This window comes from Segatella salivae F0493 (genome assembly GCF_000477535.1).
GTDB classification, from domain to species: domain Bacteria; phylum Bacteroidota; class Bacteroidia; order Bacteroidales; family Bacteroidaceae; genus Prevotella; species Prevotella salivae.
Genome location: NZ_AWGW01000028.1, coordinates 35094 through 57801 on the forward strand (window position 1 = coordinate 35094; position 22708 = coordinate 57801).

At 39.9% G+C, this 22708-nt stretch carries 19 protein-coding genes and 1 riboswitch; of the genes, 16 read left to right on the top strand and 3 right to left on the bottom strand.

Going from position 1 to position 22708, the window contains the following annotated elements; translation table 11 throughout:
• The first annotated feature begins 95 nt into the window (after positions 1-95).
• Both HMPREF9145_RS09975 and HMPREF9145_RS09980 read left to right on the top strand, forming a co-directional pair.
• On the top strand, positions 96-1589 hold the full coding sequence (locus tag HMPREF9145_RS09975) for a glycoside hydrolase family 10 protein (RefSeq protein ID WP_021826230.1): 1494 nt from the start codon (positions 96-98) through the stop codon (positions 1587-1589).
• On the top strand, positions 1586-2488 hold the full coding sequence (locus tag HMPREF9145_RS09980) for an RluA family pseudouridine synthase (RefSeq protein WP_021826238.1): 903 nt from the start codon (positions 1586-1588) through the stop codon (positions 2486-2488). Before HMPREF9145_RS09975 ends, HMPREF9145_RS09980 begins: the two co-directional genes overlap by 4 nt.
• Positions 2489-3183: 695 nt before the next feature.
• Here the strand turns inward: HMPREF9145_RS09980 and HMPREF9145_RS09985 are convergent.
• Positions 3184-4092 carry a glycosyltransferase family 2 protein gene (locus HMPREF9145_RS09985; RefSeq protein WP_021826241.1) on the bottom strand — a complete coding sequence of 303 codons (909 nt, stop codon included), beginning with the start codon at positions 4090-4092 and terminating at the stop codon, positions 3184-3186.
• Between the two features lie 78 nt (positions 4093-4170).
• On the opposite strand from HMPREF9145_RS09985, the gene HMPREF9145_RS09990 reads away from it, so the two are divergent.
• The 12 genes from HMPREF9145_RS09990 (at position 4171) to HMPREF9145_RS10045 (ending at position 19296) form a co-directional block, all read left to right on the top strand.
• A complete protein-coding gene (locus tag HMPREF9145_RS09990; RefSeq protein ID WP_021826234.1) occupies positions 4171-4680 on the top strand; it encodes a DMP19 family protein in 510 nt (169 codons plus the stop codon).
• Positions 4673-5152, top strand: coding sequence for an SsrA-binding protein SmpB (gene smpB / locus HMPREF9145_RS09995; protein ID WP_021826257.1), 480 nt, complete (start codon positions 4673-4675; stop codon positions 5150-5152). The genes HMPREF9145_RS09990 and smpB overlap by 8 nt, the downstream gene beginning before the upstream one ends.
• 38 nt (positions 5153-5190) lie before the next feature.
• Positions 5191-7950, top strand: coding sequence for a methionine synthase (gene metH, locus HMPREF9145_RS10000; protein WP_052026757.1), 2760 nt, complete (start codon positions 5191-5193; stop codon positions 7948-7950).
• Between the two features lie 637 nt (positions 7951-8587).
• Positions 8588-8774, top strand: a riboswitch (cobalamin riboswitch).
• Positions 8775-8823: 49 nt separating this feature from the next.
• Positions 8824-10824, top strand: coding sequence for a TonB-dependent receptor plug domain-containing protein (locus HMPREF9145_RS10005; protein WP_021826221.1), 2001 nt, complete (start codon positions 8824-8826; stop codon positions 10822-10824).
• A 10-nt stretch (positions 10825-10834) separates the two neighbouring features.
• Entirely contained in the window at positions 10835-11950 is a 1116-nt protein-coding gene (locus HMPREF9145_RS10010) for a YncE family protein (protein WP_021826266.1), read from the top strand.
• Entirely contained in the window at positions 11950-13113 is a 1164-nt protein-coding gene (locus HMPREF9145_RS10015) for an ABC transporter substrate-binding protein (protein WP_036907357.1), read from the top strand. The genes HMPREF9145_RS10010 and HMPREF9145_RS10015 overlap by 1 nt, the downstream gene beginning before the upstream one ends.
• 11 nt (positions 13114-13124) lie before the next feature.
• Positions 13125-14165 carry an iron ABC transporter permease gene (locus HMPREF9145_RS10020; RefSeq protein ID WP_021826251.1) on the top strand — a complete coding sequence of 347 codons (1041 nt, stop codon included), beginning with the start codon at positions 13125-13127 and terminating at the stop codon, positions 14163-14165.
• 2 nt (positions 14166-14167) lie between these two features.
• Entirely contained in the window at positions 14168-14668 is a 501-nt protein-coding gene (locus tag HMPREF9145_RS10025) for a cob(I)yrinic acid a,c-diamide adenosyltransferase (protein ID WP_036907383.1), read from the top strand.
• Entirely contained in the window at positions 14656-15504 is an 849-nt protein-coding gene (locus tag HMPREF9145_RS10030) for a cobyric acid synthase (RefSeq protein ID WP_021826267.1), read from the top strand. The genes HMPREF9145_RS10025 and HMPREF9145_RS10030 overlap by 13 nt, the downstream gene beginning before the upstream one ends.
• Before the next feature lie 202 nt (positions 15505-15706).
• Positions 15707-16651: an aminotransferase class I/II-fold pyridoxal phosphate-dependent enzyme gene (locus HMPREF9145_RS10035; RefSeq protein ID WP_021826262.1), complete on the top strand. Its 945-nt coding sequence runs from the start codon at positions 15707-15709 to the stop codon at positions 16649-16651.
• Entirely contained in the window at positions 16630-17562 is a 933-nt protein-coding gene (gene cbiB / locus HMPREF9145_RS10040; protein ID WP_021826272.1) for an adenosylcobinamide-phosphate synthase CbiB, read from the top strand. The genes HMPREF9145_RS10035 and cbiB overlap by 22 nt, the downstream gene beginning before the upstream one ends.
• 255 nt (positions 17563-17817) lie before the next feature.
• On the top strand, positions 17818-19296 hold the full coding sequence (locus tag HMPREF9145_RS10045; RefSeq protein ID WP_021826268.1) for a Do family serine endopeptidase: 1479 nt from the start codon (positions 17818-17820) through the stop codon (positions 19294-19296).
• 162 nt (positions 19297-19458) lie between these two features.
• Here HMPREF9145_RS10045 and HMPREF9145_RS10050 read toward each other — a convergent pair whose 3' ends face one another.
• Together HMPREF9145_RS10050 and HMPREF9145_RS10055 are read right to left on the bottom strand one after the other, a co-directional pair.
• On the bottom strand, positions 19459-19989 hold the full coding sequence (locus HMPREF9145_RS10050) for an FHA domain-containing protein (protein WP_021826249.1): 531 nt from the start codon (positions 19987-19989) through the stop codon (positions 19459-19461).
• Between the two features lie 19 nt (positions 19990-20008).
• The gene (locus tag HMPREF9145_RS10055) at positions 20009-21061 is read right to left on the bottom strand and encodes an HU domain-containing protein (protein WP_021826276.1); all 1053 of its coding nucleotides are present in this window, start codon (positions 21059-21061) and stop codon (positions 20009-20011) included.
• Positions 21062-21203: 142 nt separating this feature from the next.
• Between HMPREF9145_RS10055 and rfbC the strand changes: the two genes are divergently transcribed.
• Positions 21204-21752, top strand: a complete 549-nt coding sequence (gene rfbC / locus HMPREF9145_RS10060; RefSeq protein ID WP_021826273.1) for a dTDP-4-dehydrorhamnose 3,5-epimerase — start codon at positions 21204-21206, stop codon at positions 21750-21752.
• A gap of 41 nt (positions 21753-21793) precedes the next feature.
• On the top strand, positions 21794-22555 hold the full coding sequence (locus tag HMPREF9145_RS10065) for a DUF4738 domain-containing protein (protein ID WP_394357112.1): 762 nt from the start codon (positions 21794-21796) through the stop codon (positions 22553-22555).
• Positions 22556-22708 lie beyond the last annotated feature (153 nt).

The following is a 22708-nucleotide window of genomic DNA, read 5'->3' on the forward strand; positions in this document are numbered from 1 at the left end:
AAGACCACAAAACTCCAAATTAATCTATCTTTTTCAAGAAATGGATTAGTATTCTTTCTTTTTTTAGTAATTTTGCGAAGTAAATCAAAATGAAAATGAATCGTAAGTTTTTTATTGCCCTCTTTTTATCCGTTGTTGTTGGAACTCAAGTGTTATTGGCTCAAGCAAAGCGTGAGTTTCGCGGTGCATGGATACAATGTGTGAACGGACAATTCCTTGGATTGGGGAAAGATAGAATGCAACAAGTGTTGCGAAGCCAACTTGATGAGATGCAGAAAGATGGCGTTAATGCTATTATTTTCCAAGTAAGACCAGAATGTGATGCCTTATATGCCAGTCCATACGAACCCTGGAGTCGTTTTCTTACAGGGCAACAGGGACTTCCACCTCAGCCATATTGGGATCCATTGGCATGGATGATAGACGAATGTCACAAGCGAGGAATGGAGTTACATGCATGGATTAACCCATTCAGGGCAAAGACTAAGACTACCAATAACTTATCATCCAATCATATTGCGATAAAAAAGCCTGGCTCAGTCTTTGCATATGATGGTCAGCTTATCCTCAATCCTGGTCTTCCTGAGAATCGAAACTATATCTGCAAGATAGCGACTGACATCGTGAGACGCTATGATGTAGATGGCTTTCACATTGACGACTACTTCTATCCATACCCAGCTGCCGGTCAAACAATAGCCGATGACCGTGAGTATTCGTTATATAATAATGGATTAAAAGACCGAGGGGATTGGCGAAGATATAACGTAAATCTCTTCATGAAACAGCTTTCTGATAGTATACATGCAGTAAAACCATGGGTAAAATTTGGTGTTTCACCATTTGGAATCTATCGGAATAAAAGTGTTTCTCCTATAGGAAGCAATACGAAGGGATTGCAAAACTATGATGATCTTTATGCCGATGTATTGTTATGGGTCAACAATGGTTGGGTAGACTATTGTGTTCCACAAATCTATTGGCAAATAGGTCATCCCACAGCTGACTATGAAGAGCTTGCACGTTGGTGGGATAAGTATGCTGGAAAGCGGCCTCTTTTCATTGGAGAAGACGTTGAACGTACAGTGAAATATGCTGATCTACAAAATCCCAACAGCCATCAGTTGAATGCAAAACGCCGACTTCATAACACACTTCCCCATGTAAATGGAACGGTTTTGTGGTATGCGAAGAACTTTTGTGATAACATTGGTAACTACGCTACAGCCATGCGGAATGGTTATTGGAAATATCCGGCCTTGCAACCCAAGATGCCTTTCATCGATGATAAAGCGCCAAAGAAGCCTAAACACGTTAAACCCATCTGGACAGATGATGGATATGTGCTCTTCTGGAATGCTCCTCGTGGAAAGAAGTGGAATGATATTGCAGTGAAATATGTTGTGTATCGATTTGATAAAGGCGAACATATCAATACTGAAGATGCATCAAAGATTGTAGCTATAACGCCAAGAACTTTTTATAAACTCCCTTATGAGGATGGGAAGAAAAAGTATGTTTATGCTATCACTTCGCTTGATCGAATGAGTAATGAGAGTAGGGTTGCGAAGAAAAAGATTAAACTATGATTGCTCAAAACAATTATAATAAACCGGGAGATTACGATCATTTAGTCGTCAATCGTGATGGAAAATTGTTGGAATGGCTGCTTGAGAACGTGAAGGGTCTTAGCAAATCAAAGATTAAACAGACACTTCAAGGGCGCGGCATAAAGGTTGAAAGCAAGGTGATTACAAAGTTTGATTATCCTGTTTCGCCTGGTATGAAAATCTCAGTAAGCCGTACCAAGCGTAACAACGATATCTTTAAGAGTCGCTATGTGAAGATAGTTTATGAAGACCGATACTTGGTTGTTGTTGAAAAGAATATCGGAATATTGTCTATGGCGGCTGGACATTCGACATTAAATGTAAAGACTGTCCTCGACGATTATTTCAAAAAGTCTCGTCAAAAGTGTACGGCACACGTAGTACATCGGCTTGATCGTGACACAAGTGGCCTGATGATTTACGCCAAAGACAAACAAACAGAGATGCTACTTGAACAAGATTGGCATCACATTGTGTATGATAGGCGTTATGTTGCAGTGGTATCGGGAGTTGTAGAGGCACCAGAAGGTACGATAGCCAATTGGTTGAAAGACAATAAAGCCTATATAACCTATTCTTCACCCGTGGATAATGGAGGTAAATATGCAGTGACTCATTTCCATGTTCTTGGTCAAAACAATGATTATTCTCTTGTAGAATACAAACTTGAAACAGGGCGGAAGAATCAGATTCGCGTACATTCTGCCGACATGGGGCATTCTGTTTGTGGCGATATCAAGTATGGAAATGGAGATGATCCGATAGGGCGTCTCTGCTTGCATGCCTATGTTTTGTGTTTCTATCATCCCATTACGCATGCCCCTATGACATTTGAGACTCCAATACCCACTTCATTTCGTAAGCTTATAAAATATTAATTATGAATCATTTTGCAGAATATATCTTCATGTTGTTAATCATTGTGATTGGCATCTTCATTGTAAAAAAGGTAACAAGTTGCCTTTTTAAGATTATTATTGCTGTTGTATTTGTTGCTATTCTTGCATGGCTCTATCTGTCATCAAACTGACAATCGAGTTTGAATCGCATCTAATTATATAACATTTTTGTATAGATTACTGTTAGTTTTTTAACACTTTACGATAGTGATAGATAGCAATTGTAAAAAGCTAAATAGCGTATGGTTACATTGTTTTTATCCTGTTGTAAACCGATTCTTATCAATTTGCGCTTGTTTCTTGTGCATATCATGTAGTAAATCATAACGAATTACAGGATAAACAGACTTATTTTATGGTGTGAAATGCACCATTGTAGGCTTTAATTTGCGTCAAATCATTCTGTTTTTCTACGTGAAAATGTTTGATATAACAATCTTACTTGTGTAAACTTATGATAGTCAATAAAATACAAAATGATAGAAAATGAGCTGTATTTCCATCCAACTGATTTTTTATTTTGATATGGAAAGATGTTGAACCTCATTTGTAAAGTATTGTGATTGCTATTAACAAATTCTGTGTGTATGCAGGAATTGAGGCGATTTTATAAGTATTTAGGTTTGTTTTTATATAGAAATCTTATATATTCTAAATAGGAATAAAGTTGAATTCTATGGTTGTTTATTGTTTGAAGATGAACATTTATTCCTAAGATTCCAAAACAACTTATGGAGCACACAAAGTGTTTTAAGGCCAAAATAGTGGTATATTGTTAGCTTAAGTCCGTGTTTATAGGGATATTTATCTGTTAAAATAAGATGCTGAGTGAGCCTATAAACATCCAATTGTATGTTAATTACGTGGCTAAAATAAGTTTCGTTACAACATTGTTTCATGATTTGACAGTGCGTAGTGAGCATAGATTCCAATTGCTCTCCATTTGCTTTGGCCGCCAATCCATTGGCATTGAAAACATAAAGATAGCAGCCCTGCGATGTTGTTAGTATACGCTGACAATGTTTCAACAGGCGCGACATGAGCTCAAGGTCTTCAAAGAGAATCGCAGGCTTAAACATTTCATAGCTAAAAATCTTTTTCTTAAAGATTTTATTACAGGCATAAGTATGTTTATAAGCTTCTGTTTCAAGCCAATAACTCTTCCAGTTTGTATAGAGTTTATCTGTGAGTTTTAGTTGTGTATGATACTTACCGCCGATGCGTTCATCAACAGAATATTCAAGGATATCTATATCTTTATCCTCATTCAGCTTAGAAATTAATGCCTTATATGAATTAGATTCAAGGTAATCATCGCAGTCAACGAAAGTCACATAGTCACCCGTTGCAACTTGAAGTCCGGAATTTCGAGCTACACTTAGACCCAGATTATCTTGCTCAATGATGACAGTTTGCTCATGATACTCGGCAAATTGTTGGCAGATTTGCAAGCTTTTGTCGGTAGATCCATCGTTTACCAAGATGATTTCTAAGTCTTCAACCTGTTGTGAAACGACCGAATCAAGACAACGTTGCAACGTGTCTTCTCCATTGAATATAGGGATAATAACCGATAACTTCATCTTACAAAAGTAATAAAAAAAAGTAAGTCTTTTGCTTTTTCATATTATTTTGTTACTTTTGCAATAAACAACTCGTTTATGATTGAGGTAAAGATAAAAGATAAAGTCCTGCAGAAAGCCGCGTCTGAAGGTGTGGATGCATTTGTTAAAGTGTTTGTAAATGCAATCTTAGATGCCATTGGTGGTCAGCTGACAAATGACAATATAGGAGATTTGAACGCTGATCAGATTACGCTGTTAGCTTATCATTTTCTGCACGAAGAAGTGATGGATGGAGGTTTTGTGCAGCTAATTCATAATGGTTATGGTGCTTTTATTTACCTGAATCCAACGGATAAGGCTTTTAGAGAGTGGGGAATCCCCGAACTATATAGGCTGATTAACAAGAGTCATAGATACTATTCGATGTATCATGAAACGATAGAAAGCGACTGCACTGATGATGAATTTATGGCTTTATTCGAGCAGTTTGCGGTATTTGATGACTTTGATGATGCCTTTGTTGAACATGAAGAGATGTTCACAAACAAGGTTGCTCATTACATCGATGAGCACATAGAACATTTTGCAACGATAGACAATGAATAAAGAAGAGCAAGAAATCAGGAAGAAAAGTCCTGTTCAAATAAGGAATAAAAAGGCTTCGTTTGAGTATTTCTTTGTAGATACTTACACTGCAGGCATTGTGCTTACGGGGACAGAAATCAAAAGTATTAGAAACGGAAAAGCCTCTTTAGTTGATTCTTTCTGCGTGATATATAAAGGTGAATTGTGGGTGAAGGGGATGAATATAAGTCCATATTTTTATGGATCTTATAGCAATCATGAAGCCAAACGCGACCGAAAGTTATTGCTGACGAAGCGTGAACTCCATAAATTGGAAGAGGATTCTAAACAAATTGGCTTTACTATTGTGCCCACACTGCTGTTTATCGATAAATACGGAAGGGCTAAAGTAGACATTGCTTTGGCTAAAGGAAAGAAAGAGTTTGATAAGCGTCAAACACTGCGGGAGAAGCAAGATAAACGCGAAATGGACCGCGCATTAAAGCATTTTTAAGCTGATGCGCTAACGAATACAAGAGTTTATTGTTAAGAATGAAGGGACTACGAGACTTAATTAGAGAGAAGATATTGATTTTAGATGGTGCCATGGGTACAATGATTCAGTCATATCATTTGACAGAAGAAGACTTTCGTGGCACACGTTTCCAGCAGGTTGAGGGCCGACAATTAAAGGGAAATAATGACTTATTAAGCTTGACGCGACCTGATGTCATTCTCGATATCCACCGACGCTATTTGGCTGCAGGTGCGGATATCATCGAAACAAACACTTTCTCTTCTCAACGCATTTCGCAAGCAGATTATGGGTTGGAAGACATTAGCTACGAACTGGCTTATGAGGGCGCTCGGCTGGCAAGACAAGCTGTCGATGAATTGGCCGATGGCACATGCCGTTTTGTTGCAGGAGCTATTGGACCAACGAATAAAACCTGTTCAATGAGTCCCGATGTTAGTAATCCAGCAGCGCGTGATTTGACGTACGATGAACTTTACTTTGCCTATGAAGAACAAATTAAAGGCTTGTTGGATGGTGGAGTAGATGCCTTGCTTATTGAGACAATCTTTGACACTTTGAATGCAAAAGTGGCGATTGATGTCGCAATCAATGCAATGGAAGCGCGAAACCTTGAGTTACCCATCATGCTGAGTGTAACGGTGAGTGACCTCGCCGGGCGCACGTTAAGCGGACAGACATTAGAGGCTTTCCTCGGGAGTATATGTAGCTATCCAATCTTTTCTGTGGGCTTAAACTGTTCATTCGGTGCAAGCCAAATGAAACCTTATCTTAAAGAATTAGGTAAAAAAGCGCCTTATTATATTTCCGCATATCCTAACGCCGGACTTCCTAACTCAATGGGCGAATATGATGAAACGGCTGAGAGTATGTCCCCACAAATCGGAGAATTCATCGATGAACAACTTGTAAACATTGTCGGAGGATGTTGCGGAACAACCGACGAGTTTATTCGTCGCTACGCAGAGATGGCCAAAGGAAAAGCTCCCCGCAAACCTGTTGAACGACCGAAAGATTTGTGGTTAAGCGGACTTGAACTCTTAGAAGTGAGTCCCGAAGTGCGTTTCGTCAATGTTGGCGAGCGATGTAATGTCGCTGGTAGCCGCAAATTCCTGCGTTTAATCAAAGAAAAGAACTACGAAGAGGCTTTAACCATTGCGAGAAAGCAAGTTTCAGACGGCGCTTTAATCATCGACGTCAATATGGATGACGGCTTGCTTGATGCGCAAACAGAAATGGTGAATTTTCTGAATCTCATAGCCTCTGAACCCGATGTGGCGCGTGTTCCTGTGATGATTGACTCAAGTAAGTGGGACGTGATCGTGGCCGGACTGAAGTGCATGCAAGGAAAGTGCGTGGTGAACTCCATTTCTTTGAAGAATGGCGAGCAGGAGTTTCTTCGCCATGCGCGTGAAATCAAACGCTTTGGTGCAGCAGTCGTCGTCATGTGTTTTGATGAAGTCGGGCAGGCTACGACGTTTGAACGCAAGATAGAAATAGCAGAACGGGCCTATCGTCTGCTTGTTGACGAGGTGGGATTTAATCCTTTAGACATTATCTTTGATCCGAACATACTTTCTATTGCCACTGGGATAGAGGTACACGATAATTATGCGGTAGACTTCATCAGAGCCACGGGGTGGATTAAAAAACATCTTCCAGGTGCACATATCAGTGGTGGCGTGAGTAATCTCTCCTTTTCTTTTCGCGGCAACAACTATATCCGCGAGGCGATGCACGCCGTTTTCCTCTATCATGCAATAAACCAAGGAATGGACTTCGGTATTGTCAATCCTGCGACTAAAATCACCTATGCGGACATCCCTTCCGACCATCTTCGCATCATTGAGGACGTTGTGTTAAACCGCAAAGAGGGCGCTGCCGAAGCGCTCATCGAATTGGCCAACGAAATTAAGGCCAATGAAGACGCACGCAAAGCGGGTGGGGAGGTTCTTGGCAAAACAGCTGAACAACATGAGGAATGGCGCGATTTTCCTGTCGCAAAACGATTGGAATATGCTCTGAGAAAGGGAATTTCTGAACACCTGCAAGCCGATCTGACCGAAGCCTTAGCGCAATATCCTCATGCCGTTGATATTATCGAAGGTCCCTTGATGGATGGGATGAACGAGGTGGGAGAACTGTTTGGTGCCGGCAAAATGTTTCTTCCCCAAGTCGTTAAAACGGCAAGAACCATGAAGCAAGCGGTAGCCATACTCCAACCCTACATAGAAATGGAGAAAGCTGACGACACTTACAAGGCGGGCAAGATAATTCTCGCGACGGTTAAGGGCGATGTACACGATATTGGCAAAAACATCGTGGGAGTGGTCATGGCGTGCAACAATTATGAAGTGATTGACCTGGGGGTAATGGTGCCTGCCGAGCAGATTGTCAAGCGCGCCATTGCAGAGAACGCCGACATGATTGGGCTGAGCGGATTGATAACGCCATCGTTAGAAGAGATGGTAAATGTGGCTTTAGAAATGAAAAAAGCACAGCTTGAGATTCCAATTATGATTGGCGGCGCAACCACAAGTCAGCTTCACGTGGCATTGAAGATTGCGCCCGTCTACGGAGGTCCAGTTGTTTGGATGAAAGACGCTTCGCAAAATGCTTTAATAGCGGCAAAGCTGCTGAACAAGAAAGAACGCGCCGTTTTGAAGCACAATTTAGATGAAAAGTATGCCGAATTGCGGAACGGTTATGAGAAAGAACAACAAAAGATAATTTCGTTAGACGAAGCACGCAAGAACAAACTCGATTTGTTTTCATAACCTTGTGTTTTTCTTCTCTTCAACGGCCTGTTTGGCCATTCGCCTCTCGTTTTTTGTCTCACGGGAGGTCTTTTTTATCCTTAATCTTTAAGATATCCTCACTTTTGAAAGGAAAATAGATGATTGTCCCCGGGTGTTTTATCAGAATCACGCGTTTTTTTGCAATTGTCCCCGGGTGTTTGAACGTTTTTAGCTAAATTCTGATAATTTACCCCAGTTCCTGAGCAGTTTTTCGCGAATTCTAATGATTTACCCCAGTTCCTGAGCAGTTTTTCATGAATTCTGATAATTTACCCCAGTTCCTGAGCAGTTTTTCGCGAATTCTGATGATTTTCCCCAGTTCCTGAGCAGTTTTTCGCGAATTCTGATAATTTGCCCCAGTTCCTAAGCAGTTTTTCACGAATTCTGATAATTTACCCCAGTTCCTGAGCAGATTTTCACGAATTCTGATAATTTACCCCAGTTCCTGAGCAGTTTTTCACGAATTCTGATAATTTACCCCAGTTCCTGAGCAGTTTTATCTTCTTTTCTGATATTCTCCCAAAGTTAAAAGTCATCGCACGCCTATAAAGCAGTCGTCGGCCACAATCTTTTAGTTAATAAGCCGCGTTTTCTTGCTCAATTACATTTTTTATATTAATTTCGCACACGCAATTGGTTCATAATTCATTGTGATTAAAAAGGGAATAAGGTGAGATTCCTTAACAGTCCCGCTGCTGTGAACGATATTTTAGAAAGGAAACAAGCCACTGACGGCAATTGTTGGGAAGGCACTCTTTCGTGAATCGTGTAGTCAGAAGACCTGCCGTTGCGAGTTATTGCTTCACTATTTCGAGGAAGATAGTTGAAGTTTTATTCAAAGATTGACAGAAAATGATTCAGCTTAAACATAAGCTTGTCGTTGTTTTGAGCATTCCTTGTGTTGTTTGTTGTCCAACGTGGGCACAGCAGCCCAAAGACAGCGTGCGCGTGCATGATTTGAAGGTAGTTGAGGTTGTCGGCTATCACGGAAGTCGTGGCATCACCGATGTTGTGCCAGGCAGCGTGCTCAATCGGGAGAACATTGCCAATATGGGCATTACGGACATCGCCGACGCGCTGCATCGCATGCCTGGTGTCAATCTTCGTGATTATGGAGGCGCCGGAGGGATGAAAACTATCGGTGTACGAGGGTTTGGCGCCCAACATACGGGTGTGAGTTATGATGGCTTCATGTTGAGCGACACCCAGAGCGGTTCGGTTGATGTTTCGCGCTATGCATTAGACAATATTGAGTCGTTGACGCTGTCGATAGGTGGGGAGAACGATGTATTTTTATCTGCGCGTGAGATTTCTTCGGCGGCGCTGTTCAGAATGACCACCTTGACTGACCGTCCGGCAGATCATCGCGTCCACCTGCAAACGCAGCTGAAATTCGGCTCATTCGGCTATGTAAGTCCGTTTGTTTACTACGTTCAATCCGTGAGCAATCGGGTGACATTGTCGGCAAACGGCGAATATATCTACGCCGAAAATGATTATCCCTTCACGTTGCGCAATGGAATCTATAAAACACATGGGCGACGCAACAACAGCCGAATGAATAGCGGGCACGGCGAGTTGAATGCTTATGTTTCGACTGGGAAATATGGGGAAATCGATGGAAAAGTCTATTATTATGACAATAGTCGCCTGTTGCCGGGCATCGCAAAGTATTATAGTGACATCAATGGTGAGTCATTGCACGACCGCAATGGTTTTGCGCAGTTCGGCTGGCGGCAACATGCAGCCAATGGGTTGTGGAGCTGGAAAGCTAAGGGCAAATTCAACTGGAGCAGCTCAAGCTACCGCGACAAGTATTCTCCTAATCATATTATGGATGCAGACTACTGGCAACGCGAGGCATACGGCTCTTTGGCAGCAATGTTTACTCCGATCGATGGGCTTTCGTTCGCTTTTGCGAGTGATTATGTTTTCAACAACTTGAATAGCAGTTTGGCCACGGATGTGCGTCCATTTCGCCATACGTTGTTGGAGTCTTTTTCAGTGAAATATGTTGCTCCGCGCTTGGTTTTGCTTGGACGTGCGCTATATTCTGTTTATTTGAATGGGGCAGAGCGTGGCGAAGCAGCAAAGAATGGGCGTAAACTGTCGCCGTCGTTCTCTTTGTCTTATCGTCCTTTCTCTTCCGAACAGTTTTACGTCAGAACATCGTATAAGAATATCTTTCGTGCGCCGACATTCAACGAAAACTACTTCTTTCATTTCGGGAGCCCAAGGTTGAAACCCGAAACGACAGACCAATTAAACCTTGGTATGACGTGGCAGAAGCAGTTTTCAAATAGATTTAATCTGGAGATTACGGCCGATGGTTATCTGAATCACATAAAGGACAAGATTGTGGCCATACCTTATAATATGTTTATCTGGACGAATGTAAATATCGGCAGAGTTCAGTCAAAAGGAGTTGAAGTTTCGCTTCGCGGCGACTATCAATTGGCAGAAAAGCATAATCTTCTGTTCTTCGGCGGCTATAGTTATCAGAATGTGACCGACCGGGAGGATAAATCTCTTCCCGATTATGGAAAACAGATTGCATATATCCCTTTACATTCTGTTTCAGGTTCAGTTAAGTGGGGAAATCCGTGGGTTGACGTTGTTGTTCATGGAGCAGGGTATGGCAGCCGATGGGCGTCGAACTCACATTATGACGGAACGCGATTGGCTGGTTATTTTGATATGGGATTAACCTGCAGTCATCGTTTTGTGATGAAACACGGGGAGTTTTCTTTGCGCGGAGACATTAAGAACATCTTAAACCAGCAGTATGAGATTGTGGGGAACTATCCTATGCCTGGCGTCAGTTATCAATTTGTAGTTAATTATAAATTCTAAATAAAAAGATATGAAAAAAATCATTTTAAGTTTATCAACTGTATTGTTGAGTATTGCATTATTCACTTCGTGTGACAAAGACGACACTCCCGATTTGCAGCCTGTCATTACGTCTAATGGTGCGTTTGTTGCCTGTTCCGGAAATATGAAATCGAAGATTCCTGGGTCAATAAGCTATTGGGATTATGCAACAAATGCGGTCTCGGAGAATATTTTCACAAAGGCCAATGGTCGTTTGTTAGGTGGTACGGTGAATGACGGCGTTTGTTATGGAAGTAAAATCTATTATGTGGTTTCTGACGAAAGTACAATCGAAGTTGTGGACCGCAATCAGAAGTCTGTAAAGCAGATTAAAACCACCGACTTGTTAGGTGCTGCAGATGGTAAGAAGCCGCGACACATCATTGCAGGTGATGGTGCAGTTTGGGTGACAACATACGGCGGATATGTTGCTGCAATTGATACAACCACATTTACATTGCGCAAAAGTTACAAAGTAGGTTCATATCCTGAAGGGCTTACAGCCACTAATAAATTCATTTATGTAGCAAATAGTGATTGGGGAAATGGAAATGGTTCTATTTCTGAAATTAATCTATCAACAGACGAAGTAAAAGAATTCAAGATTGAAGGAATAAAGAATCCGCAAGCTATCTATATTAATCTAACTGGTGTTTATGTGTTGGATTGGGGCAGTTATGATGCAAGTTATCACCAACTTGGTGCAGGTTTAAAGATACTTAAGACTAAGGATAGCAAAAAAATAGTAGAAGATGTTGTGCCCAACGCAACGTTGGTATCATATTATCTCGGTTCTTTCTACACAGTTAACGCGCCCTACGGTGCTCCTACGGTAAGTTATTCTATTTATGACCCATTTAAGAGAGCTACGTCAAGCATGACATATAAATATGATGCAACTAAGTTCTCGCCAAGTGCCATGGCTGTAGATCCTGTGTCAGGTCACATATTTATAAGCTTCTATGAAAGGATAGGAGGTCGTTTGAGCTATTCAACTGCAGGTTATTTGAAGGAATTTGATGCAAGCGGTAATGAACTTCACTCAACTAAAGTGGGTGTAGGTCCGGCTACAATCTTCTTTAATACAAAGGTCGATTGGAAGTAATGAGAAAAGATTTATTCGCATTTCTAATCATCATTATCGGTGTTTTCACTTCTTGCAACCATTCTCAAACGAGATTGGAAGCGAGTGGTGGAGACACCGTTCGTTTTGAGTATGCCCGTCATCTGAAGATAGTCAAACACCAAGGTTATTCAATTGCCACGCTGACTGATCCGTGGAAACAAGGTAAAATCCTTCATACTTATGCACTTGTTCCTAAGGGAAAAGCAGGTGATGAGGTATGCAAAGCGTTCTCTTCTGACAATAATCAAGAGGTGACGATTGTCAGAACACCGATTACTCGCTCGGTTGTTTTCACAACTGTTCATTGTGCTTTGCTTTATGATTTGAAAGCAGAGTCGGCAATCAAAGGGGTATGTGATTTGCAATATATCTCAATTCCAGATGTACAACAGCGTGCAAAGCTGCCAATATCTGATGCACATCACGTTGCTGATTGCGGTAATAGCATGAGTTCAAACGTAGAAAAGATAATCGACTTGAAGCCTGAAGCGATAATGGTTTCACCCTTTGAAAATAGTGGTGGTTATGGAAAATTAGACAAACTCCATATTCCACTCATCGAAATGGCTGACTATATGGAAGAGTCTTCGTTAGGAAGAGCCGAATGGATGAAGTTTTATGGTATGCTCTTTGGACGTGAAAAGGCAGCCGATTCATTATTTAATGAGGTAAAAAGCAATTACGAACAATTGAAGCAAAAAGCTCAAACAGCAAATCAAACACGCTCTGTTTTTACCGAAAGAATGATGGGAAATGTGTGGTATGTTCCTGGTGGTCGTAGCGTGATTGGCGGCTTATTGCAAGATGCCCGAGCACAATATGTATTTACGAACGATACCCATTCAGGGAGTGTTGCCTTATCTTTTGAATCGGTTTTAGACAGGGCTGGCAAGGCTGATATATGGTTATTCAAATACAATGAGCATCCTTCTACATTACAGGAACTATTAAACGAAAATGCTGGTTACGGCGAGTTTAAGGCTGTTAAGACGCATCAAGTTTTTGCATGTGACTGTACTCGTCGGCCATATTATGAAGAAGTGAGCTTTCATCCTGACAGGTTGTTGAGCGATGTAATTCAAATTGTACACCCAGATATTGCTGGTTTTGCACCAATGCATTACTATCAACGTTTGAAATAAGCTAAAATTGAATGGGAAAAAAAGGCATTATATATTGTATCTTGATGGGTGGTTGTATTGTCATGTTGCTGATTCTAAACCTCATTATGGGGAGTGTCAGCATTCCTTTTTCAACTACTCTTCACGTAATTTTCCCCTTTTTGCATGATGAAGTCACATCAAATCTCTTAACGATACATCCCTCTTGGGAATATATTATCATGGAATCGAGATTGCCACAAGCCTTGACTGCATTGCTCACTGGAGCCGCTTTGTCGGCTTGTGGCTTGTTGTTACAGACTGCATTTCGAAATCCTTTGGCTGGTCCCGGCATATTCGGCATTAGCAGTGGAGCCGGATTAGGCGTTGCTTTGGTAATGCTTTTATTAGGAGGAAGCGTGACAACGGCGGCCTTTTCTGTTAATGGTTTTTTAGCCATTTTGCTGGCTGCATTCGTAGGCGCAATGCTGATTACATTGCTGCTCTTCTTTTTTTCTTCTATGGTTCGCAGCAGTATACTGCTATTAATCATTGGAATCATGGTTGGATATGTAGCAAATTCCATTATCTCTATATTGAATTTCTATGCTACAGAAGAAGGCGTTAAGTCGTATTTAGTTTGGGGAATGGGTAACTTTGGAGGCGTTTCAATGGCTCAAATGCCTCTGTTTGCAAGCATCATTTTATTAGGATTGCTTGCTGCTTTATTAATGATGAAACCATTGAATGCCCTTCTTCTTGGTGAGCAATATGCCGAAAATCTTGGCATTAACGTTCAACGCACACGCAATTTCCTATTGATTATAACAGGACTTTTAATGGCTATAACGACCGCTTTCTGTGGACCTATTGCATTTATAGGCTTAGCAGTTCCTCATATTGCACGCCTATTGCTAAATACAGACAATCAGCTCTCACTTCTTCCGGCAACAATGATGACGGGTTCAGCTGTGGCTTTACTCTGTAATTTGCTTTGTATTCTGCCAGGAGAACTAGGGATTCTTCCCCTAAATGCAGTCACTCCATTGTTGGGTGCGCCTATAATTATTTATGTTATAATGAAAAATAAATGACAATGAAAATCTATACGAAGCGTGGAGACCAAGGAAAAACCTCTCTACGACATGGTGAACGCGTAGCGAAAGACGATATTCGTATTGAAACAAACGGTCAAATTGATGAACTAAATGCTTTGCTTGGCATTGTGGTTGCACTAATGCCTGCAGACAATCCCGAACGGGAGAGATTGCACAATCTACAACTTTTGCTGATGAAAATCATGGGAATGATAGCTGATAGTTCTAATGTTCTGCCCTCAGAAGATAAAAGTTTCTCATCAATGATTGTTGATTTAGAACACTATATTGATGAAAACACAAGTAAAGAACGCTTTTGTTTTGTTGTTCCTGGAGGTTCTTTGTTGGCAGCACAGCTACAGTTTGCACGTACAAAAGCGCGTACTTGTGAACGCAGAATGTGGACTTTGCGCCGTGATTACACTTTAGATGACGAGGTAATGAGACTGATGAATCGATTGAGTGACTATCTTTTTATTCTGGCATTATGCGTCCAATAATGTTCTGTGGCACAGGAAGTGATGTCGGAAAGAGTGTTATTGCCACAGCTGTTTGCCGCATCTTTAAACAGGATGGCATGCATCCGGCACCATTCAAGGCGCAGAATATGGCGCCATTCTATCATCTTACAGCCGACGGAAAACGTGTTGCGCGTGCGCAAGGGGTACAGGCTGAGGCTGCAGGTATAGAGCTTTCAACTGATATGAACCCTCTTTTGTTGATACCAACAGGGGAGAAATCGTCGGAGGTTATAGTCGAAGGAGAGTCTATTGGCATTAAAACCGCGATGCAACTCTACGCTGAAGAAGATCGCAATTACTTACGCTCTTGCATACAGAAAGCCTATAATCGTTTAGCGAAACAATACGACCCTATTGTTATTGAGGGTGCAGGAAGTATCTCAGAGATGAATCTTTTGAAGCAAGATTTAGTCAATATGTCTATGGCTCGCTATGCCAATGCGTCTGTTTTATTAGTAGCTGACATTGATCGTGGAGGCGTTTTTGCAAGTTGTTACGGCAGTATCATGCTTCAATCTCCACATGACCGAGAACGTATTAAAGGCATAATTATCAATAAATTCCGTGGTGATGCAAGATTGTTTGACGAAGGAAGAAAGATGATGGAATCCTATTGTGGTGTACCTGTGTTAGGTGTCATTCCTTATTTTGATGATATCGTCATTGAAGAGGAGGACACGTTGCATGGGGATTCACCTGATAATGAGTTACTGAATGATAGGAATTTTCGTGAAAAACAATATGATTTACTTGCCAACCATGTAAGAAAATATTTGGATATTGATGCACTTAAAAAGCTGATGATAGATGAATGATGTAGTGTTGAAATTCATATAGAATAGAGGTTACAAGCAATTCATATTTTGATTTGTGCCAAATGACATCATGTTTTGCATCATTTTACACGATAATCTGTGGCAGATTGCAGTATAAAGAGATACATTTTGTAAGTTACTGGGGGCCAATCAGTTTTATGTATAAAACGAGTTCTAAAGTTACTTAAATAGAAAACAACAAATGAAAGAGCACGGAGATGATTTATTTCGCTATCACAATATTCGGTTGAACTTTAGTTCTAATATATGGACGCATGCTGATTTAAGTGATTTGGAAGCACATCTTTGCCAGCACATAGACATCATTCGTCATTATCCAGAACCCGAACCAACATCTTTAGAGCATCTAATTGCAAGCAAAATTCACGTGAGTTCGGATGAGATAATGGTGACAAATGGCATCACTTCAGCTATCCATCTAATTGCAAAAGCCTATGAATCGCGAAGACATATCGTATCGGTTCCGAGTTTTTCTGAATATCCTCATCATGGAGGACAAGGGTGTTTGCGATGGATTTGCAATCCAAATAACCCGACAGGTACGTGTGTTTCATCAACAGAGCTCTATCCTTCGGACAATGAAAACGAACTGTTCGTCATTGATCAATCCTATGAAGATTATACAACTGCAACAATGTTGTGTGATGAGGACATTGTAAAACATGGAAGAATGATTTTACTTCATTCGATGACTAAAAAATATTGTATTCCTGGTTTACGTCTTGGTTATCTGACAGCACATCGTGATATTATTGCAAAGTTGAGGGAGTTTAGAACACCATGGAGTGTAAATAGTCTGGCAATTGAAGCTGGAAAATATCTCGTAACGCACGATATCAATGTGTTACCATCTATAGATTGGATGCGAAAAGAAACGGAATGGCTTCGTGAAAGCATTAATCAAATGGAAGGATTTGAAGCACTTCCGACGCAAACGAATTTCTTTCTGGTTCGTTTGAAACACCTAAATTCTTCGCTACTTAAAGAAAATTTAGCTACAAAAGAAGGTATATTGATTCGTGATGCATCATCGTTTGAGGGATTAGATGACCATTATATTCGTATAGCTACACAGTTGCATGAAGAAAATGAAACGCTGTTAACATGTTTAAAGCAGTATCTTTGATTATAGGATGGATAGCGGATCGCATCCTCGGAGACCCCGAATGGTTGCCTCACCCAATTGTGGCTTTTGGACGAGTGATTGCTTTTGGTGAGTGGAAGTTAAACAAAGGACAGAGACGTTGCCTAAAAGGGGCTGTATTAACTATCGTGTTAACAGCTTGTACTTTCATGCTCTTCACGTTGATTTTATCCTTATTTGATGACGTCATTTGCGTTGTTTTAGAAGCAGTTTTTATATTCTATTGCCTTGCAGGTACTACACTTGTGCGAGAAGTAAAGAGTGTGTTTGCAGCAGTAAATGTTTCAGTTGAGCAGGGCAGGGCAAAGGTTGCACGCATTGTAGGGCGTGATACATCAGTGCTTTCTGCCCAGGAAATTCGTTTGGCTGCACTTGAAACTTTAGCTGAAAACCTTTCAGATGGAGTTGTTGCTCCTTTATATTGGTTGGTCGTTTTAGGGGTTCCAGGTATGATGACCTATAAAATGATTAACACACTTGACTCAATGATAGGATATCGTACACGTCGTTTTCGTCGTTTTGGGATGTTTGCTGCACGCTTGGATGACGTGGTTAATTGGGTGCCTGCACGTTTAACAGCATTGTTGATGCTATTGGTTTCTGTTGTGATTACACCTATGTCATGGAGTCGTTTCATGTCTATTTGGCATGACATATTGATGTTTTCAAAGGCTCACCTCAGTCCCAATAGTGGATGGCCTGAAGCTGCTTTAGCTTCGATTTTGGCTTGTCGGTTCGGTGGACCGCATATCTATCATGGAGAAATGATATCGAAGCCTTATATTGGAAGGTATAATCGGGAGATTACTTCTAAAGATTTGATTGTAGCAATTAAGCTTAATCGTTATGTGGAATTGGTTATTATCGTTTTACTTTTGTTATTTTCGGTCTAATGCATACATTTTATTCGTCTTTTCATAGCATTTCTTTTAAGATAGAATACCTTTTATATAACGTCGTAATTTAATAAGTGTAAAAATAAAAAATAGGTCGTTTAAGAGCTGTTAATGTGTTAAATTGAATTGTTAAATACGGATAAAGAATTAAGAAATTCAGTTAGTTTTATCAATTGTAGTTGTATATTTGCAATCAATTAAAACTTAAAACGAATTATAAACAGATTAAAACGTAAATTCAAAAAGATAATTATGAAAATGTTTAGTAAGTATGTTTTGGGGGCAATGTGTGTAGGTGCATTTGCCCTTTCAACGGGAGCTTTTATCAAAGTAAATGCCTCCCCAGCGATTGAAGCGGTTCCTTCGGGACAACCGATTGACTTAACCTATGCTGCGGAAAAGGCACTTCCAGCCGTTGTTCATATTAAATATGTGCAAAATTCTAAGGTACAAACCGTCGATGTTCAAGAGGATCCATTTAGTGATTTCTTTGGTCCTTTCGGATTCTTTGGTAATCCTGATCAAGGGAACGGCCGCCAGAAACGTCGTGTTCAAACACCAAAGAAGGAGGCTACAGGTAGTGGTGTGATTATCAGTCCTGATGGATATATTGTTACAAACAATCATGTTGTTAATGGAGCTGATGAACTTACCGTGACATTAAATGACAATCGAGAGTATTCTGCACGTATAATTGGAACAGATCCAAATACAGATTTGGCTCTTATCAAGGTTAATGGAAAGAATCTTCCGACGCTGCCTATTGGCGATAGTGACAATCTTAAAGTTGGTGAATGGGTGCTTGCAGTAGGTAATCCCTATAATCTTAGTTCGACAGTAACGGCAGGTATTGTCAGTGCAAAAGCTCGTTCAATGGGTGGAGAAGGCTCAAATGGTCCACAGATTTCAAGCTTTATTCAAACTGATGCAGCTATAAACCCAGGTAATTCTGGTGGTGCTTTGGTCAATGCTAAAGGTGAATTGGTGGGTATTAATGCCATGCTTTACTCCCAAACAGGTTCATATAGTGGTTATGGTTTCGCCATTCCAACGACTATTATGGTTAAAGTTTTTGACGACTTAAAGAAATATGGTACAGTACAACGCGCTGTTCTTGGTATTCGAGGTGGTGATGTTCTCAACTATATTAATGCTCAAAAAGATGAGAAAAAGGACGTAGATCTCGGCACAAATGAAGGCGTTTATGTAGCTGAAGTGACTGAAGGTAGTTCGGCAGCTGCCGCAGGTATCGTCAAAGGTGATGTCATAACAGAAGCCGATGGCAAGAAGATTACGAAGATGTCTGAGCTTCAAGAGCTCCTGTCTAAGAAGCGTCCGGGTGAGAAAGTAACCCTAACTTACTTACATAATAAGTCAAAACACTCTAAGACAGTGACGCTAAAGAACGCACAAGGAAATACGAAAGTCATTAAGACTGCAGACTTAGATGTGCTTGGAGCAAGCTTCCGTCCTGTGACAGAACAACAGAAAAAGGAATTTGATTTGACGTTTGGTCTCGAAGTAACTAAAGTCGAAAAGGGAGCTATTAAGAGTGGAGGTATCGAACAAGGATTTATCATGTTGTATGCTAATGATACTCCTTTGAAGAGCCTTTCTGACTTACAAGAGCTTGTAAAGAGTGCTTCTACAAGTCAAGATCCGGTGTTGATTATAAAGGGAATTTGGCCTTCAGGAAAGCGTGATTACAAGGTTGTGAAAGTGTCAGAATAAAGATCTTGATTAATAAAAAGGGGCGAGTCGTTTAACTCGCCCTTTTTATTTTATATCATTTATGCCATTGAATAAACCAGAAAGAATAATGTTTAATATCAAAGAGTCGACTAAATGTTATTTCTAACAAAAGCAATTAAAATGATATTATACATCTAACAATCATTCGTTTCCTTCTGTTCCACGAAGTATAATGCTTGTAGCGCCAATTGTAAATAGGCTTCCATCTTCGATAATGCGACGCTCTCTATCACCTAATATCATATTATCAACGAAAGTTCCAGTATAACTTGGCCCATCGCGGAGAATGTATTTAAGGTGTCCTTGCTTATCTTTACTGACATTGATAATACAATGTGTCATATCAATACTTGGGTCATTAGTCTCTATAGGGCAATTAATTCCACTACCTTTCATATAGCGCCCAATAACATTATCACCCATTTGGAGTGGTATTACCTGCTTATAGTGGAACACATTCTCAATTACTACTATCGAACCGCAACCCTTTTCATTTGCTTGTTCATCAGGGGTCTCCTCCTTTTGTGTGTTTTTAAGTTTCGAGACTCCCATTCGAATGCCAAAGTTCTTGCCACATTCGGGACATTCAAATACAAGAGATTGTCCTGATTGATATTTGGTTTCATCAAATGTAATGTAGTTATCACATTTGGGGCAACGTACGCGTTTCATATAAAAATATAGGAAATGATTATTTGATATGGATAATCCAACAATCTGAAAAGTCTGCTTTTTGATGAAGTTTATTCACTACTTTGCGTGCATCTTCTTCTGAATCATATTGTCCATAAATAACTTTTGTGCGATTTCTTTGTGTTAACACCTTTGCCTCATCATAACCTTTATGATGTAGAAGGGCTACAAAATCAGAAGCATTCTTGCGAGTTACTCTACTGGCTAATACTATACTATAATAACTTTTAGCAGGAGTATTCGTCTCTTCGACCTCAGTTGATGAAGATTTTTCAGCAATTTTTTCTTCTTTTACAGCTTCAAAAGCCTTCTTAGTCATGTCTTTTGTAATGTGATTTGCTGCATTACCAATCGTTACTTCCTTAGGCATGATTGCCGTTAAAAGGTTGGTATCAATCCTGTTTCCAGTCATTGTAGCCTTCTCTCCATTACTTAATGTTGAAGGTAATAATAGGAAAAACAATACTGCAATACAGGCAACCGCTATATTTCTAACTACACTTCGACGAATCGTATATGACTTTTCATCAGTTTCTTCAATTGTTTGAGGAACAACAAAGTCAAGAATTTGTGCTTTCGGTTGAGTCTTTTCTATATGAGTTTCAACTTCAGTTTGCATTTCAGAGCATTGCTTTTGTTTTTTGAACTCAAAGTTACTGAGTCCATAAAGCGATGGAGTAAGCAAACCAGCCTCACATGGTTCAAAGACATATTGCCCTTCGTTGTTAAGTGAAAGGCGTCCAAGATTCCTTAAATTATATTCACCTTCATTCTGAAGCACCTGTTTTAATTCTTCTGTATCTTGCTCAATACGTCGTAAAGCCTCTGGATAGCTGATGTCATAAGCCTCTACATAAGACTGCGCAAGCAGCGAATCATTGAGTTTTAAGGCATGATTAAAGCCCACAGTTCGTGTTGGCGGAAGAAACGAATTGTCTCTTTCGTCAAAGTGAGCAGCCCGATAATGTGCCATAAATCCTCCAAAATTAGGAATTATGACGCAATCATTTGTGAGCAAAAGTATTTCGATATGTCTTTCTAACTCAATCATGTTGCAAATTTAGTACTTTTATTTTAGCTTTCAAAGTTTTGTGAAAAAAATCTTCATTATTCATTTATTTATCTTTTTTATTTTGATAACTATTGTAAAAGTTGTATCTTTGTGCCATGAAAAAACAAACACTTTACAAGTGATGGAGTATAAACAGACGGACATAAAAGGTGTATTTATCATCGAGCCTCGTGTCTTTCAAGATGCTCGTGGCTATTTCTTTGAAGCGTGGAAAGACGAAGAATTCCAGCAGAAAGTAGGTAAAATCAAGTTTATACAAGACAATGAATCTAAGTCTTCTTATGGCGTATTGCGTGGTCTCCACTATCAAAAAGGAGAGTATTCTCAGGCAAAATTGGTTCGCGTAATCAAGGGAAAGGTCTTGGATGTTGCCGTTGATATTCGCAAGAGTAGCCCTACCTTTGGAGAATATGTCATGGTAGAACTCTCTGAAGAGAATAAGCGTCAGCTCTTTATTCCGCGTGGTTTTGCGCATGGTTTCCTTGTTCTTAGTGACGAAGCAATCTTTACTTATAAGGTAGATAATGTTTATGCACCACAACATGAGGCCAGTATTCGTTGGAATGATGAGCAGATTCACATTGAGTGGCCTATCGATTCAAAGGATGTTTTGACATCGGAAAAGGACCTGAAAGCTTGCTCTTTACAAGATGCAGAATTATTTGATTGATGCGAAAATATAGCTTATTACCTATGTTGTTTGTGGTTACTATGACCCTTGTTGGAGTCTCATGTAGTAATCATAAAACAAGTTCTACAGACCAGCCTTCAGAAGATTATACAGCAAAAAAAATGCTTCAAGGTCTTTGGTTGAATGAAGATGGCGATAGTCCTGCCTTTCGTGTGGTTGGTGATACTATCTTTTATCCTGATAGTACCTCACAACCTGTTTACTTTCAAATAATAAAAGACTCACTCGTTCTTCACAGTTCGAATGTTGCTAAGTATCAGATTGTGAAGCAAGCGCCTCACCTTTTCATGTTCAAGAACCAAAATGGTGACTTGATTAAATGTATAAAGACAAATGATAACACTTATTTGTCATTCTTCGGGATATCACATCCTGTAGCATTAAACCAGAAAAAATTGATTAAACGCGATTCTGTAATCATCTATGGAAACGCTCGTTATCATTGGTATACACAGGTTAATCCAACTACTTTCAAAGTAGCAAAACAGACTTATAATGACGAAGGTGTTGAGGTTGATAATGTGTATTTCGATAATATTGTTCATATCAGTATCTTTAAGGGAAGTAATCAACTCTTTAGTCATGATTTCCGGAAGTCTGATTTCAAACAGCAGATACCTTCAGGCGTGTTGAGTCAGAGTATATTGAGTGACATAAATTACACTGAAACAAATACAAATGGTTTCTTATTTACAGCAAATGTTTGTGTGCCTGATAGTCCTACAGCCTATCAAATTAAAGTTATCATAGGCTTTAATGGCAAAATGCGTTTGATGGTATAAATGCGTTTTGAGTAAAATTGATAAAATTTGATAATATGATTTATGTCATATCATCGTACGATATAAGTTATTTTATTATGTTTTCTGCGTCAAATCATGCGATGATTTGACGCAGATTACTTTTTGTATTCTATAAGTTTACAAAGTGACATT